A 14161-nucleotide genomic window follows, 5' to 3' on the forward strand; every position below is an offset into this window, starting at 1 on the left:
CTCAAATCACTTCGGGAGCCAGGGACACGATCTTCATGAAGCGCTCGCTGCGCAGCTCACGCGTGACCGGGCCAAAAATACGAGTGCCAATGGGCTCAAGCTTGGCATTGAGCAGCACGGCCGCATTGCCATCGAACTTGATCAGCGAGCCATCCTGGCGGCGAATGCCCTTGGCAGTGCGCACAACGACGGCGTTGTAGATTTCGCCCTTCTTGACGCGACCGCGCGGCGCAGCCTCTTTGACGCTCACCTTGATAATGTCGCCAACGCTGGCATAGCGGCGCTTGGAACCACCCAACACCTTGATGCACAGCACGGACTTGGCGCCCGTGTTGTCGGCAACCTCTAAACGAGATTCTGTCTGGATCATTTGATTTAATTCCCAACTTAACCTGCGCTCATGAACGCAGTCGCATACGGCAAGCCGTCATGCGCTATGCGCCACACAGTCAGTCTTGGACCCGTCGCCGCAGCCGATGCCATCAACGCGCAGGCAGCAAGAGCCCACACCCAAAAAGCATCGCCCACGTCGTTTGGGCAGATACCCGCCTCGGGCGCTACCAGCAGCAAACAGCACCATGCCAAGCACAGCACCCGCAGCAAGCAGCCAAAAGGCGAAGCTGGCGATTATCGCGCGCAATCCTCTTGCACGTCAAGACTTTTTGTGCAATCGGGCCCGGATGCGGCTTTGCCACGCCAGCTCCAAGCCTCGCAACTCCGCTTGCGTTGCCTTGAAGCAACAGGCAGCCTGCCTCAGGCCAGCCCCTGGTACTGCTGGCACAGCGGCTCGAACGGTGCGGCCGAGACGGGCTGGCCCAACTCTTCGCTGAGGATTTGCGCCACGCGCGCGCTGGCCTGCTGCGCCGCGCTGGCGTGCAGGAACAGCAGGCGGTTGCGCCGCGCCAGCACGTCTTCGACAGTGCGGGCGTATTCGTGCCGCGCGGCAAAGCGCACCATGGCTTCGGTCAGGCCGCTTTGCGGCGCCAGCTGGGCATCGGCGCCTGGCAGGGCCTGCACCCAGGCGGCCTCATCGCCATAGGCGGCCAGGCCCTGCACCTCGCCCAGCCCAGCGGCGGGCGCGGCCTGCGCCTGGCTGCGGTGGCCCACCAACGGCAGCTGGCGCGTTGCGCTGGGCGGCAGCTTGGCCGGCAACAGCTGTGCCAGCTGGCAATGGCGCAGCACGTCCTCGGCCATGGCGCGATAGGTGGTCCATTTGCCGCCCGTGACCGTCACCAAGCCGCTGCCGGCCACGTGCACCGTGTGCTCGCGGCTGATGCTCTTGGTGCCGCCGGCCTCGCCCAGGGGTTTGACCAATGGCCGCAGCCCGGCCCACATGCTCAGCACATCGCCAGGGCCTGGGGCCTGGGCCAGATAGCGGCGCGCTTCGTCCAGGATGAAGCCCACCTCCTGCTGCAAGGGGCGCGGCTCCAGCGGGGTGTCGGGCCGGGCCGAGTCGGTCGTGCCCAGGATGACCTTGCCCAGCCAGGGCACGGCAAACAGCACGCGGCCATCGCGCGTCTTGGGCACCAGCAGGGCGTGCTCGCCGGGCCAGAAGCGGCGATCGACCACCACGTGCGTGCCCTGGCTGGGGCTGACCATGGGCTGGGCAGCCTGTCCGTTCTGGGCTTCATCGAGGTTGCGCACGGCATCGACCCACACGCCCGTGGCATTGATCACGCAGCCGGCTTCGAGGCGCAGCGGCGCGCCCGTTTCCTCGTCCTGCGCCTGCGCGCCGCACACGCGCCCGGCGCTGTCCTTGAGCAAGCCGGTGACGCGGCAGTAATTGAGCAGCAGCGCGCCATGCAGCGCCGCCGTGCGCGCCAACGCCAGCGCCAGGCGCGCGTCGTCGAACTGGCCGTCCCAATACTGCACGCCGCCGCGCAGCTGCTGCGGGTTGACATTGCCCAGCAGCGCCTGCACCTGCGCACGCGACAGGAACTGCGTCGCCCCCAGGCCCTGGCCAGCGGCCAGCATGTCGTACACGCGCAGGCCGGCGCCGTAGAACGGCGTCTCCCACAGGCGGTACGAGGGCATAACGAAAGGCAGCGGCCGCGCCAGGTGCGGCGCATTGCGCAGCAAGATGGCGCGCTCCTGCAAGGCCTCGCGCACCAGCGCAATATTGCCCTGCGCCAGGTAGCGCACGCCGCCGTGCACCAGCTTGGTGGCGCGCGAGGAGGTGCCCTTGGCGAAGTCGTGCGCCTCCAGCAGCGCCACCGACAGCCCGCGCGCGGCCGCATCCAGCGCCACGCCCAGGCCGGTGGCGCCACCGCCGATGACCAGCACGTCAAAACGCCCGGCCGCGGCCAGGGCTTGCAGGATCTGCGCCCGGTCGGTCACGGCCGGGGCGGCGCAGTTGTGGGGGGCGGAAGCAGCGGAAGAAGCGGACTCGTTCATGGATCAGCAGCCCCGCGCAAGGCGGCGGGACGAGAAGCGATGGCAAAGCCGCTTATTGTGCCCCGGGATGGGCCGCGCCCTGCCCTGCCGCGGGCGCAGTCGCAAGCGCCGCAGCAGGTGCGGGCGCGGCAAACCACTGCGGCACGGCACCGGCCATGCGCGCGAAGACGGTGTGCACATCCAGCGCATCGGCGCCCAGCAGGGCCTGCAGCACCGTGCGATTCTCGAACAGGCCGTGCAGATAACAACCCAGCACATTGCCCGGGCCATTGGCCCAGGCCAGGCCAGGCAGCACCGTTTGCAGGCCGTGGCCGCCAGCCAGCATGGCCGCGTAGGCCTGGGTCTGGCCCTGGTGGATTTCATAGGCCGTCAGCTCCAGCCCGGCCAGCGCCTGCCAGGGGCCTTGCAGCGCGCCCAGGCGATAGCGCCCGTGGCGCACCTGTTTGTGCGGCTCGAACTGCGTCACCAGCGGCAGCAGGCCCAGGCCGGGCTGGTTGCCCTGCGCGTGCTGCGGGTCGATCAGGCTCTCGCCCAGCATCTGCAGGCCGCCGCAAATGCCCAGCACCGGCTTGCCTGCCTGGGCATGGGCGGCGATGGCCGCATCCAGCCCATGCTGGCGCAGCCAGAGCAAATCGGCCGCCGTGGCCTTGGAGCCCGGCAGCACGATCCAGTCCGCCCCGGTCAGCTCTGCCGCGCTGCGCGCCCAGACCAGGCGCACGCCGGCGGCCTGCTTGAGCGGCTGGAATTCATCGAGGTTGCTGCTGCGCGGATAGGCCACGATGGCCACGGTGCGCAAGCCTGCGCCCGCGCTGCCCGGCGTGCTGCTGACGCGGGCGTCGAACAGCCCGTCTTCCTCGGGCAGGCCGTGGCGCGGCCACATCGGGATGGTGGCCACCACCGGCACGCCAGTGCGCTGCTGCAATTGCTGCGGCGCAGGCGCCAGCAGGCGGGCATCGCCGCGGAACTTGTTGAGCACAAAGCCCTGGATCAACGCCCGGTCGGCCTCCTCCAGCAAGGCCCAGGTGCCGTACAAGTGCGCGAATGCGCCGCCGCGGTCGATGTCCGCCACCAGCAGGCAGTGCGCCTGGCAATGGCGCGCCACGCGCATGTTCACCACATCGCTGCGCGCCAGGTTGATTTCCGCCGGCGAGCCCGCGCCTTCGATCACCACCACCTCGTAGGCGGCGCGCAGCCCGTCCAGCGCCTGCGCGATCACCGGCCAGACGCGCGGGCCGCGCTCACGCCAGGGCAAGGCCGTCAGCTCGGGCTCGACCTGCCCCAGCAGCACCAACTGGCTGTGCGTGTCGGCCTCGGGCTTGAGCAGCACCGGGTTCATGTCCACCTGCGGCACCACGCCAGCGGCCAGCGCCTGAAAGTACTGTGCGCTGCCGATTTCGCCGTAGCCGCCGTCCGGCCTGGCCACCACGCGGGCGTTGTTGCTCATGTTCTGCGCCTTGAATGGCGCAACGCGAAAGCCCTGGCGGCGGTACCAGGCGCACAGCGCCGTGGCCAGCCAGCTCTTGCCGGCACCGCTGCTGGTGCCCAGCACCATCACGCACAGCGCGCTGCGCTGGCCCGGTTGCGGCACAGGCAGATTGGGAAGTTCGGAAGCAGACATGGGATTGAATGGACAAGCAAGAAAGCAGCCGGGGCGCAGCCAGCGCGCATTGTTGCAGGCCGCGGCCGCATCGGGCGCATCGGGCGTATCAGCCCCCGCCCGCGCCCAGGGCCTGCCAGGCGCGCGCCAGGGCCTGCTGGCTGGCCGGCGGCTGCACGCTCAGGCGCCAATGCCCGGGCAGCCCCATGGAGCCGGTGTCGCGCACCTTGATGCCTTGCGCCCGCAGCGCCTGCTGCCACGCGCCCAGCGCCTGCGGCGGGCCGGGCCGCACCACGAAGTAATTGGCCAGGCTGCCGGGCAGCACCTGCCAGCCCAGGGCGCGGCACAGCGCCAGCTGCGCGCGCTTCCAGTCGCGCAGCTGTGCGCGGCTGGCGGCCAGCCATTGCTGCACCGGCGCCTGCATCCAGGCCTGCAGCAAGGCCACGCCGTGCGCGCCCAGCGGCCAGGAGGGCGCCAGCGCATCGAGCTGCGCCAGCATGGCCTGCAAGGATTGGCGCGCCGCCGCATGGGCCAGTTGCGGCGCAATCGCATAGGCCGCGCGCACGCCCGTCAGGCCCAGCGCCTTGTTGGGCGAGAACAGCTGCCAGCAGGCCTTCTGGCGCAGCCGCGCGCCGGTCAACCAATCGGGCCAATCGGAACCGGGCGCACCGGGCGCACCGGGCGCGCCGTCACCCAGCTCATCATCGGGCAGCAGCATCAGGGGGGCATAGGCCGCATCCAGAAAGCGCCGCGCCGCCTGCAGCGAGCCGGCCTGGGCCATCCAGTGGGCCAGCCGCGCATCGGCTGCGCCCAGCGGGCTGGAGGGCATGCACAGCCATTGCAGATCGGCCTCGCCGGCGGCCTGCTGCGGCCCTGGGCCATCCTGCACGGGCCGGTGCGACACATGCCGCACTTGCAGCCCCAGGGCCTGGGCCTGCTGGGCATAGTCGCCATAGGCCGGGCGGGGCACGGCCACCGTGCAGCAGCCATTCAGCCGCGCCCAGACGTGGATGCGGTGGATCAGCTCGCTGGTGCTGGCGCCCAGCAGCAGCCGCTGCACCGGCACGCCATGCCAGGCGGCCAGCGCGGCGCGCAGCTCGGTGTAGTGCGGGTCCGGGTAGTGGCGCGCATCGGCCTGCTGCACCGCCTGCAAGGCCTGCGGGCAAGGGCCGCAGGCGTTGCTGTTGGTGGAAAAGTCCAGCGGCGCCAGGCCCTGCGCATCGGCCCCGCCATGCTGGCGGCCCAGGCCCAGATCCGGGGTTTGCCCGGTCGGCGGCATCACAACGCTCCTTTGACGCTGGCGCCGGCCGCCAGCGCCCACAGTCCACACAACGCGGCCAGCAGCCAGGCAGCCAGCAGCCACAGGCCCAGCGCGCGCCCGGCCAGGGCCTGGGCCAGCGCCACCTGCGCCGGCTGGGGCGCGGGCGCTTGCGGGTGCAGCACATAGGCCCCGGGCTTGCCCAGCCGGCAGCCCAGCAGCAAGGCCGCGGCGGCCATGGGCCAGCCGCCGTTGGGCGATGGGGTCTTGCGCGCCTGCGCGCCCAGTTGCCGCCAGGTCTGCCTGCGCCAGCCGCCCTGGGCCGGGTTGGCCAGCATCAGCAGCAGCGCCGTCAGGCGCGCGGGCAGCCAGGACAGCGCGTCATCGGCGCGCGCAGCCCATTTGCCAGCCCACTGCCAATCGCGCCCGCCGCGCTGGCCCGGGTAGCCCCACATGGCATCGGCGGTATTGGCAAAGCGGTACAGCGCCGCGCCGGGCAGGCCCAGCAGGGCGAACCAGAACAGCGGCGCAACCACCGAGTCGCTGAGGTTCTCCGCCAGGGTTTCGATGGCGCTCTCGCGCACCTGGGCCGCGTCGAGCTGGGCCGTCTCGCGGCTGACCAGCCGCGCCAGCTGCGCCCGCCCGGCGGGCAGCGATTGGCCCAGCGCCTGCTCCACGGCCTGCACCTCCTGGCTCAGCATGCGCCAGGCCAGCAGCGGCTTGAGCAGCGCGCCCAGCAGCAGCGTCAGCGCCAGGCTGGCCAGCAGCGGCGGCATGCGGCCCTGGGCCTGCCAGGCCGCCTGCAGCAATGCAGCTTGCAGCGCCCAGGCCAGCGCCGTCCACAGCAGCGCCAGCGCCAGCCAGGCCAGCGCGCCGCGCCGCAGCCGCTGGCGCGCCTGGGCCGCGCCCTGCGCGCGGCCGCCAAACAGCCAGGGCTGCAGCCGCTGCAGGCTGCGCCCCATCCAAACCACCGGGTGCCAGCGCACGGGCGGCTCGCCCAGCCAGCGGTCCACGAGCAGCGCCGCGCTCATGCCCAGCGCCAGCACCAGCGGCCAGGCGCCCGGGGGCCAATGCCATGCGTCCATCGTCTGCCCTGGCGTGTGCAAGCTCAGTCTTCGATGCCGCGCTGCGCCGGCACGCCGACCTGGTAGGCGTGCTTGACCAGCTGCATTTCCGTGACGGTGTCGGCCAGATCGATCAAGGCCTGCGGGCAGCGCCGGCCGGTGAGCACCACGTGCACCTGCGGCGGGCGCTCGCGCAGGGTTTGCAGCACCTCCTGCAGCGGCAGCCAGCCGTAGATCAGCGGGTAGGTGATTTCATCGAGCACGACCATGAAATATTCGCCGCCGAGGATGGCCTGGCGCGCCTTGGCCCAGCCCTCGCGCGCCAGCTCGGCCGAGTGATCCAGGTCGCGGCTCTTCCAGCTGAAGCCATCGCCCAGCCCTTCGACGGGCACGCCCAGCTGCTCGAAGCTGCGGTGCTCGCCAAAGCGCGCCGAAGGCACTTTGACGAACTGGTAGATCTGCACCGCCTTGCCGCGCCCATGCGCGCGCAGCGCCAGCCCGAAGGCTGCGGTGCTCTTGCCCTTGCCGTTGCCGGTGTTGATCAGCACCAGCCCGCGGCGCTCGCCCTGGGGCTTTTGCCGCACCCGGTCCACCGGGGGTTGCTCGATCTGGATGTCCATTGCATTGCTCCTTGTCTTGAGGGTTCAAAGCCGCGGCAAGGGCTGGGCCAGGGCCTTGATATCGATGGCCTGGCCGGCCGCCACCAGCAGCACGTGGCGGCAATGCTGCGCCAGGGCCTGGTTGAGCAGGCCCAGCTCATCGGCATAGGCGCGCACGGCCCGCCCCAGCGGCATCACGCCCCAGCCCATTTCATTGCTCACCAGCACCACCGGCCCGCGCGCCTGGGCCAGGGACTGCAGCAGCGCAGCCTTGGCCGTGGCCAGTGCGGCGCGGCGCTGGCGCAGCAGTGCGGCCTCGTCGGGTGATGCATCCAGCAATCCGCCCTGTGTCGCACCCTGTGCCGGGGCGGGCGCGGCGGGCTCGGCGGGCATCAACCAGTTGGTCAGCCACAGCGTCAGGCAGTCCACCAGCAGCAGGCGCTGCGGCGCGCTGTGCGCGGCAATGCTGGCGGCCAGTTGCAGCGGCTCTTCCAGCGTCTGCGCCGCCGGCAGGCGCTGGCGGCGCTGCTGGCGGTGGCGCGCGATGCGCGCGCGCATTTCCTCGTCCAGCGCCTGGGCCGTGGCAATCACCAGCACCTCGCGCCCGGGCTGCTCGGCCAGCCAGGCGGCGGCCAGTTGCTCGGCATGGCCGCTCTTGCCGCTTTTCTGGCCGCCCAGCAGCAGCACATGGGCCGGGCCAACGGCCTGCTGCGGCAGGGGCTCATGCGCCATGGCCAGTCCCTGCAGGCGCTGCTGCAGGCGCTGCCGCCTGCGCCGCGCCTGCTGCATCTGCTGCATCTGCGGCCCCTGGCCCGAGCAGGCGCAGCACGGCCTGCGGGCTGGAGGGAAACCAGGCATGAAAGTAACTGGCCGTGAGGCTGCCCAGGCGATAGACGGCCTCGCCCGCATCGGCGCGCGCTGCGGCCGTGGCGCGGCGGTGCGCCGGTCGCTGCGTGCGGCCCCAGGCCGGCAGCTCGGTCTGCAGTCGGCTGTAGTGGAAGGTGTGGCCGCGCAAAGGCGGCTGGCCCGCTGGGGCATCGGGCGGCAGCCACTGCTGCGGCCCCAGAGCGGCCAGGCGCTGCTGCATCACAGCCTGGGCCGGCAGCAGGCCCCACAGCGGCTGCCGCTGCCCATCGGCCTGCTGCAACTCGGTGCACAGCGCCACCATGCCGCCACATTCGGCCCAGATGGGCTTGCCCTGCGCCCAGTGCTCGTGCAGGGCCTGGCGCAGCCCGGCATTGGCGTGCAGGCGCGCAGCGTGCAGCTCGGGGTAGCCGCCGGGCAGCCACAGCGCATCGCAGGCCGGCAGGCCATCGCCGGCCAGCGGCGAGAACCACGCCAGCCGCGCGCCCAGCGCCTGCAGCAGCTCCAGATTGGCCGCGTAGATGAATGCAAACGCCGCATCACGGGCGATGGCCACGGTCTGCCCGCGCAGCGGCTGGCGCTGCAGCAGCGCCGGGGCGGCGGCCAGGGCCAGCGCGTGTTCGGGCGGCAGGGCATGGCCCCGCGGGCCACTGGCCGCGCCTGTGGCGTCAGCGCCGGATGCGGGAGCGGCTGCGCGCGGCTCTGGCCCTAGCGCAGGCACAGGCTCAGGCGGTGCAAAGACCGCCTGCCAGCGCTGCAAGGCGGCGCCATCCATTTGGCCCAGCGGCGTCTGGGCCAGCGCATCGGCGGCCAGATCCAGACGCGCCAGCGCATCGCGCAGCTCAGCGCTGGGCACCAGGCCCAGGTGGCGCTCGGGCAGCAGCGACAGCGGCTTGGCGCCCGCTGCGGCCTGCGGCGGTGGCATCTGTTGCAACGGTGGCGTCTGTGGCTGCACCTGCTGCAACTGCAAGGGTGGCAAGGCCCCGAGCCAATCGCCGCCGGGCTCCAGCGCCGCCTGCAGCAATTGCGCGTGGTGGGCGCTGGCCACGCCATTGCACAGCACCCCGGCCCAGCGCAGACCGCTGCGGTAATGCTTGAGGCCATGCACCAGCGCCGCGCAGGTCTGCGCCATGGCCCCGGCCTGCAGCACCGGCATGACGGCAATGCCCCATTGCTGCGCCAGATCGGCGGCGCTGGGCGTGCCATCGAACAGGCCCATCACGCCTTCGATGAGGATCAGGTCGGCCTGGCTGGCCGCCGCGTGCAGGCGCGCGGCCACGTCCTGCGGGCCGGTCATCCACAAATCCAGGTTCTGCACCGGCGCGCCGCTGGCCAGCTCGTGCCAGTGCGGGTCGAGAAAATCCGGCCCGCACTTGAACATCCGCACCCGCCGCCCCTGGCGGCTGTGCAGGCGCGCCAGCGCCGCCGTCACCAGGGTCTTACCCTGGCCCGAGGCCGCAGCCGCCACCAACAAGGCCGGGCAATGGGCCACGGCGGCGGGCCGGGCCTGCTGCGGGCCGGCGGCCTGGAGGCCCGCTGCGGGCTGCTGCTGCGCTGGCATGGTCTTGGTCATCTCCTGTAGGGGGCTTTCTGGTGCGGCGGCGATTGTAGGGCGCGCCAGCCGGCCTGCCGCGCCCTGCGCTGCCACGCCGATCGAACGTCTTGCCTGAAGTTGGCTACAAACGCAAAACGCAGCCATGGCAAGGCTTTGCAACGCCGCGGGCCGCCCCAATCTGCTCCATTGCTCGCCGCGCAGAGACATTGAGCAGGTCCTTACGGCCCCACTGTCACCACAAGCGCTTTCCCGCATTGCATCCGCATGGGCTCGCCGCTATGCTGCGCAGCCCGCAGCGGTGGCGCTGCCTGCGCGCGCGCCTTGCGCCTTGATCGGGCTTGATCGGCCTTTTGGACGCGCGCCCCTCATTCATTGCAACCGAAAGGAGACTTTTTCCATGACACAGAACACTTGCCGCCCCAGCCGTGGCCTGGCTCTGCGCGGCATTGCCTGCGCCAGCATGCTGGCCCTGGCCGCTGGCGGGGCCCAGGCTGCCGAGCCCAAGCTGACCGATGGCCTGGTCAAGATCGGCGTGCTCACCGACATGGCCGGCCCCTACTCCAGCATGGGCGGGCCGGGCTCGGTGGTGGCTGCGCGCATGGCGGTGGAGGACTGCCTCAAGGCCGAGTGCAAGGGCATGAAGATCGAGGTGGTCAGCGCCGACAACCAGAACAAGGCCGACATCGCCGCCTCGCGCGCGCGCGAGTGGCTGGATGTGCAGCAAGTCGATGCGCTGGTGGACTTGACCAACTCCGCCGGCGCGCTGGCGGTGCAGCAGATCATCAAGGAGCGCGGCGGCATTGCCATGTACTCCGGCCCGGCCACCACGCGCCTGACCAATGCCGACTGCGCGCGCAATGGCTTTCACTGGATGTTCGACACCTATTCGATCTCGGCCGCGCCCGTGGCGGCCATGACCCAGGCCGGCGCGAAGAAGTGGTTTTTCGTGACGGTGGACTACGCCTTCGGCCACTCGCTGGAAAAAGACGCCACCGAGGTGCTCAAGGCCAATGGCGGCGAGGTGGTCGGCTCGGTGCGCCACCCGCTCAATGCCAGCGATTTCTCCTCCTTCCTGCTGCAGGCGCAGTCCTCGGGCGCCGATGCCATCGCGCTGGCCAATGGCTCGCAGGACACGGTCAACGCCATGAAGGGCGTGCATGAGTTCGGCCTCTCGGGCGGCAAGCAGCAGGTCACGGCGCTGCTGGTGTTCCTCTCGGACGTGCGCGCCATGGGGCTGGAGACGGCCAAGGGCCTGAAATTCTCCGAGGGCTTTTACTGGGATCTGGACGACAAGACGCGCGAGTTCTCCAGCCGCTTCGAGCAGCAGTACCGCGGCAACAAGCCGACCATGGTGCACGCGGGCGTGTATTCGAGCACGCTGCACTATCTGAAATCGGTGGCCGCCGCCGGCACCGACGACTGGAAGGTCGTGGCCGAGAAGATGCGCGAGCTGCCCATCGAGGATGCGGTGATGCGCAATGCCTCGATCCGCGACGATGGCCGCGTGATCCACGACATGTATGTGTTCCAGGTCAAGACGCCCGAGGAATCCAAGGGCGAATGGGATTACTACAAGCTGGTGAGCACCATCCCCGCCGACAAAGCCTTCCAGCCGCTGGCCACTTCGAGCTGCCCGCTGGTGAAGAAGTAAGCGCCAGCTCGCCCGCAAGTAGCCTGCAGCTGGCCTGCGCCGCATTCGCGCGCAGGCCATCTGCAGGCCTTTGCTTGGAAACACGCCCCTGCCCGGCTTGCCCAACAGGCCCGGCGGGGGCGTGTGGCTTCATAGCTCCATAGAATCTGGCCTTTGTCCTTCGCGCCTGCCGAGCACACATGAACACCCTCTCCCACCGCGCCACCCAGACACGCCCGTTTTACGTCATGGAAGTGGCCAAGGCCGCGCAGCGCCTCATCGAGGAGCGCGGCAACACGCCACCGATGCGCTACTTGAACATCGGCGAGCCCGATTTCACCGCCCCGCCCCTCGTGCAGCAGGCGGCCATCGCGGCCATCGAGGCCGGCCACAGCCAATACACCGCCGCGCTGGGGCTGGATGCACTGCGCCAGGCCATCAGCGGCTGGTATGCCACGCGCTTTGGCGTGCAGGTCGCGCCCGAGCGCATCGTCATCACCGCCGGCGCCTCGGCCGCGCTGCACCTGGCCTGCCTGGCGCTGCTGCAAGAGGGCGACCAGGTGCTGCTGCCCGACCCCTGCTACCCCTGCAACCAGCAGTTCGTGCAGGTCGCCGGCGCGCAGCCGGTGTGCATCCCCGTCGATGCGTCCAGCCGCTTTCAGCTCACGGCCGAACAGGTCGCGGCGCACTGGGGGCCGCAGACCCGCGGCGTGCTGCTGGCCTCGCCCTCCAACCCCACCGGCACCTCGATGCCGTTTGCGCAGCTGCGCGCCATCCACGATTTCGTGCGCGCCCGCGGCGGCGTGAGCCTGGTCGATGAGATTTACCTGGGCCTGTCCTACGACAGCGAGTACGGCCAGACGGCCCTGGCCCTGGGCGAGGACATCATCAGCGTCAACAGCTTCAGCAAGTACTTCAACATGACCGGCTGGCGCCTGGGCTGGCTGGTGGTGCCGCCGGCGCTGGTGGCGCCCATCGAGCGGCTGGCGCAAAACCTGTTCATCTGCCCCAGCACCATTGCCCAACATGCGGCGCTGGCCTGCTTTCACCCCGACAGCATCGCCGAGTACGAGCGCCGCCGCGCCATCTTTCGTGAGCGGCTGCAGAGCTTCATCGCCCCGCTGCCCGGCCTGGGCCTGCAGGTGCCCGTGCAGCCCGACGGCGCGTTCTACGTCTGGGCCGATTGCCGCGAGGCGGCCCAGCGCCTGGGCGTGCAAGGCAGCTGGGACTTTGCCTTTGCGCTGCTGGAGCAGGCGCGCATCGCCGTGGCCCCCGGCAAGGACTTCGGCCAGCACGGCATGGAGCATTTCGTGCGCTTTTCCATCGCCACCTCCAACGACAACCTGCGCGAGGCCATGGCGCGCATGCAGCAATTGCTCGGGCGTTAAGGCAACGCGCTGCCCAGGCCGTTGGGCGCTGCGCCCCCCGGTGGCGCCCCAGGGCGGCGGGGCATCGGTTCTATAATCGCCATTTCCCCCATCCCCCCAGACATGACCAAATTCGTCTTCGTCACCGGCGGTGTGGTGTCGTCCCTGGGCAAGGGCGTCGCTGCCGCCTCGCTGGCTGCCATCCTGGAATCGCGCGGCCTCAAAGTCACCCTCATCAAGCTCGATCCGTACATCAACGTCGATCCGGGCACCATGAGCCCCTTCCAGCACGGCGAGGTGTTCGTCACCGACGACGGCGCCGAGACCGACCTGGATCTGGGCCATTACGAGCGCTTCATCGAAACGCGCATGAAGCAGGCCAACAACTTCACCACCGGCCGCATCTACCAGAGCGTGCTGGAGAAAGAGCGCCGCGGCGACTACCTGGGCAAGACGGTGCAGGTGATTCCGCACATCACGGGCGAGATTCAGGAATTCATCAAGCGCGGCGCGGGCATTGGCACGCCCGACGCGGTGGACGTGGCCATTGCCGAGGTCGGCGGCACGGTGGGCGACATCGAATCGCTGCCTTTCCTGGAGGCCGTGCGCCAGCTGGCGCTCAAGCTCGGGCCCAACAACAGCGCCTTCGTGCACCTGACCTATCTGCCGTGGATTGCCGCCGCCGGCGAGCTGAAAACCAAGCCCACGCAGCACACGGTGCAAAAGCTGCGCGAGATCGGCATCCAGCCCGACGTGCTGCTGTGCCGCGCCGACCGCGCCATTCCGCAGGACGAGCGCGACAAGATCAGCCTGTTCACCAACGTGCCGGCCTGGGGCGTGATCTCCATGCCCGACGTGGACACCATCTACAAAGTGCCGCGCCTGCTGCACGAGCAGGGCCTGGACGGCCTGATCTGCGACAAGCTGCGCCTGAACACGCCGCCGGCCAACCTCAAGCGCTGGGACGATCTGGTGCACGAGACCGAGCACCCGCAGGGCGAGGTGCGCGTGGCCATGGTGGGCAAGTACGTGGAGCTGAGCGACAGCTACAAGTCCGTCAACGAGGCGCTGCGCCACGCCGGCATGAAAAACCACGTGCGCGTGCGCATCGACCACATCGACTCCGAAACGCTGGAAGGCCCGGCAGGCGCCGCCGCGCAGAAGCTGGCCGCCTACGACGCCATCCTGGTGCCCGGCGGCTTTGGCGCGCGCGGGGTGGAAGGCAAGATCGCCACCGCCCGCTACGCGCGCGAGCACCAGGTGCCCTACCTGGGCATTTGCTTAGGCATGCAGGTGGCCACCATCGAATACGCGCGCCACGTGGCCGGCTTGCGCAAGGCCAACAGCACCGAGTTCGACCCGCACACGCCCGAGCCGGTGATCGCCCTCATCGACGAGTGGGAAGACCAGGACGGCAGCATCCAAAAGCGCGACGCCAGCAGCGACCTGGGCGGCACCATGCGCCTGGGCGCGCAAAGCTCCGACGTGCAGCCCGGCACACTGGCGCACCAGATCTACGGCGACGTGGTGACCGAGCGCCACCGCCACCGCTACGAGGCCAACACCCACTACCTGGACAAGCTGCGCGAAGCGGGCCTGGTGATCTCGGCGCTGACCCAGCGCGAGCACTTGACCGAAATCGTCGAGCTGCCGCAAAGCGTGCACCCCTGGTACATCGGCGTGCAATTCCACCCCGAGTTCAAGAGCACGCCCTGGAACGGCCACCCGCTGTTCAACGCCTTCATCAAGGCGGCGATCGACCGGCAAGCCAGCGGAAAAACCAGGCCGCCGCGCGCCTGAAGCGGCGCAGCCGCCCGCCAGCCACCATGACCC

Annotated in this window: 11 protein-coding genes; 3 read left to right on the top strand and 8 right to left on the bottom strand. The window is 70.1% G+C overall.

Annotation, left to right across the window (positions count from 1 at the left end; translation table 11 throughout):
- Position 1: 1 nt before the first annotated feature.
- The 8 genes from rplN to CK625_RS06605 all read right to left on the bottom strand — a co-directional run bounded on the left by rplN (position 2) and on the right by CK625_RS06605 (position 9349).
- The gene (gene rplN / locus CK625_RS06570; protein WP_095539506.1) at positions 2-370 is read right to left on the bottom strand and encodes a 50S ribosomal protein L14; all 369 of its coding nucleotides are present in this window, start codon (positions 368-370) and stop codon (positions 2-4) included.
- Between the two features lie 383 nt (positions 371-753).
- Entirely contained in the window at positions 754-2394 is a 1641-nt protein-coding gene (locus tag CK625_RS06575; RefSeq protein ID WP_095539507.1) for a glycerol-3-phosphate dehydrogenase/oxidase, read from the bottom strand.
- Positions 2395-2446: 52 nt separating this feature from the next.
- On the bottom strand, positions 2447-3946 hold the full coding sequence (locus tag CK625_RS06580) for a cobyric acid synthase (RefSeq protein ID WP_095539685.1): 1500 nt from the start codon (positions 3944-3946) through the stop codon (positions 2447-2449).
- A 154-nt stretch (positions 3947-4100) separates the two neighbouring features.
- Positions 4101-5270 (bottom strand): aminotransferase class I/II-fold pyridoxal phosphate-dependent enzyme, encoded by a 1170-nt coding sequence (locus CK625_RS06585; protein WP_095539508.1) that lies wholly within the window; start codon positions 5268-5270, stop codon positions 4101-4103.
- Complete coding sequence (gene cbiB, locus CK625_RS06590) at positions 5270-6334, bottom strand: adenosylcobinamide-phosphate synthase CbiB (RefSeq protein WP_095539509.1); 1065 nt, start codon at positions 6332-6334, stop codon at positions 5270-5272. Before cbiB ends, CK625_RS06585 begins: the two co-directional genes overlap by 1 nt.
- 23 nt (positions 6335-6357) lie before the next feature.
- On the bottom strand, positions 6358-6927 hold the full coding sequence (cobO, locus tag CK625_RS06595; RefSeq protein WP_429001302.1) for a cob(I)yrinic acid a,c-diamide adenosyltransferase: 570 nt from the start codon (positions 6925-6927) through the stop codon (positions 6358-6360).
- 30 nt (positions 6928-6957) lie between these two features.
- On the bottom strand, positions 6958-7644 hold the full coding sequence (cobU, locus tag CK625_RS06600) for a bifunctional adenosylcobinamide kinase/adenosylcobinamide-phosphate guanylyltransferase (RefSeq protein WP_095539686.1): 687 nt from the start codon (positions 7642-7644) through the stop codon (positions 6958-6960).
- A complete protein-coding gene (locus tag CK625_RS06605; RefSeq protein ID WP_238945547.1) occupies positions 7634-9349 on the bottom strand; it encodes a cobyrinic acid a,c-diamide synthase in 1716 nt (571 codons plus the stop codon). Before CK625_RS06605 ends, cobU begins: the two co-directional genes overlap by 11 nt.
- A gap of 379 nt (positions 9350-9728) precedes the next feature.
- Here CK625_RS06605 and CK625_RS06610 point away from each other — a divergent pair, with 379 nt between their 5' ends.
- From CK625_RS06610 to CK625_RS06620, 3 genes are all read left to right on the top strand, one after another.
- Positions 9729-10982 (top strand): ABC transporter substrate-binding protein, encoded by a 1254-nt coding sequence (locus CK625_RS06610; protein ID WP_095539511.1) that lies wholly within the window; start codon positions 9729-9731, stop codon positions 10980-10982.
- 179 nt (positions 10983-11161) lie between these two features.
- Complete coding sequence (locus CK625_RS06615) at positions 11162-12349, top strand: pyridoxal phosphate-dependent aminotransferase (protein ID WP_095539512.1); 1188 nt, start codon at positions 11162-11164, stop codon at positions 12347-12349.
- A gap of 102 nt (positions 12350-12451) precedes the next feature.
- Positions 12452-14128 (top strand): CTP synthase, encoded by a 1677-nt coding sequence (locus CK625_RS06620; protein WP_095539513.1) that lies wholly within the window; start codon positions 12452-12454, stop codon positions 14126-14128.
- Positions 14129-14161 lie beyond the last annotated feature (33 nt).

This window comes from Vandammella animalimorsus, assembly GCF_002285265.1.
In the GTDB taxonomy this organism is placed as follows: domain Bacteria; phylum Pseudomonadota; class Gammaproteobacteria; order Burkholderiales; family Burkholderiaceae_C; genus Lampropedia.

Excerpts from the sequence above, each read along its gene's own strand:
- rplN (WP_095539506.1), bottom strand. The coding sequence starts at position 370 with ATGATCCAGACAGAATCTCGTTTAGAGGTTGCCGACAACACGGGCGCC.
- CK625_RS06575 (WP_095539507.1), bottom strand. The coding sequence starts at position 2,394 with ATGAACGAGTCCGCTTCTTCCGCTGCTTCCGCCCCCCACAACTGCGCC.
- CK625_RS06580 (WP_095539685.1), bottom strand. The coding sequence starts at position 3,946 with ATGGTGCTGGGCACCAGCAGCGGTGCCGGCAAGAGCTGGCTGGCCACG.
- CK625_RS06585 (WP_095539508.1), bottom strand. The coding sequence starts at position 5,270 with ATGCCGCCGACCGGGCAAACCCCGGATCTGGGCCTGGGCCGCCAGCAT.
- cbiB (WP_095539509.1), bottom strand. The coding sequence starts at position 6,334 with ATGGACGCATGGCATTGGCCCCCGGGCGCCTGGCCGCTGGTGCTGGCG.
- cobU (WP_095539686.1), bottom strand. The coding sequence starts at position 7,644 with ATGGCGCATGAGCCCCTGCCGCAGCAGGCCGTTGGCCCGGCCCATGTG.
- CK625_RS06605 (WP_238945547.1), bottom strand. The coding sequence starts at position 9,349 with ATGACCAAGACCATGCCAGCGCAGCAGCAGCCCGCAGCGGGCCTCCAG.
- CK625_RS06610 (WP_095539511.1), top strand. The coding sequence starts at position 9,729 with ATGACACAGAACACTTGCCGCCCCAGCCGTGGCCTGGCTCTGCGCGGC.
- CK625_RS06615 (WP_095539512.1), top strand. The coding sequence starts at position 11,162 with ATGAACACCCTCTCCCACCGCGCCACCCAGACACGCCCGTTTTACGTC.
- CK625_RS06620 (WP_095539513.1), top strand. The coding sequence starts at position 12,452 with ATGACCAAATTCGTCTTCGTCACCGGCGGTGTGGTGTCGTCCCTGGGC.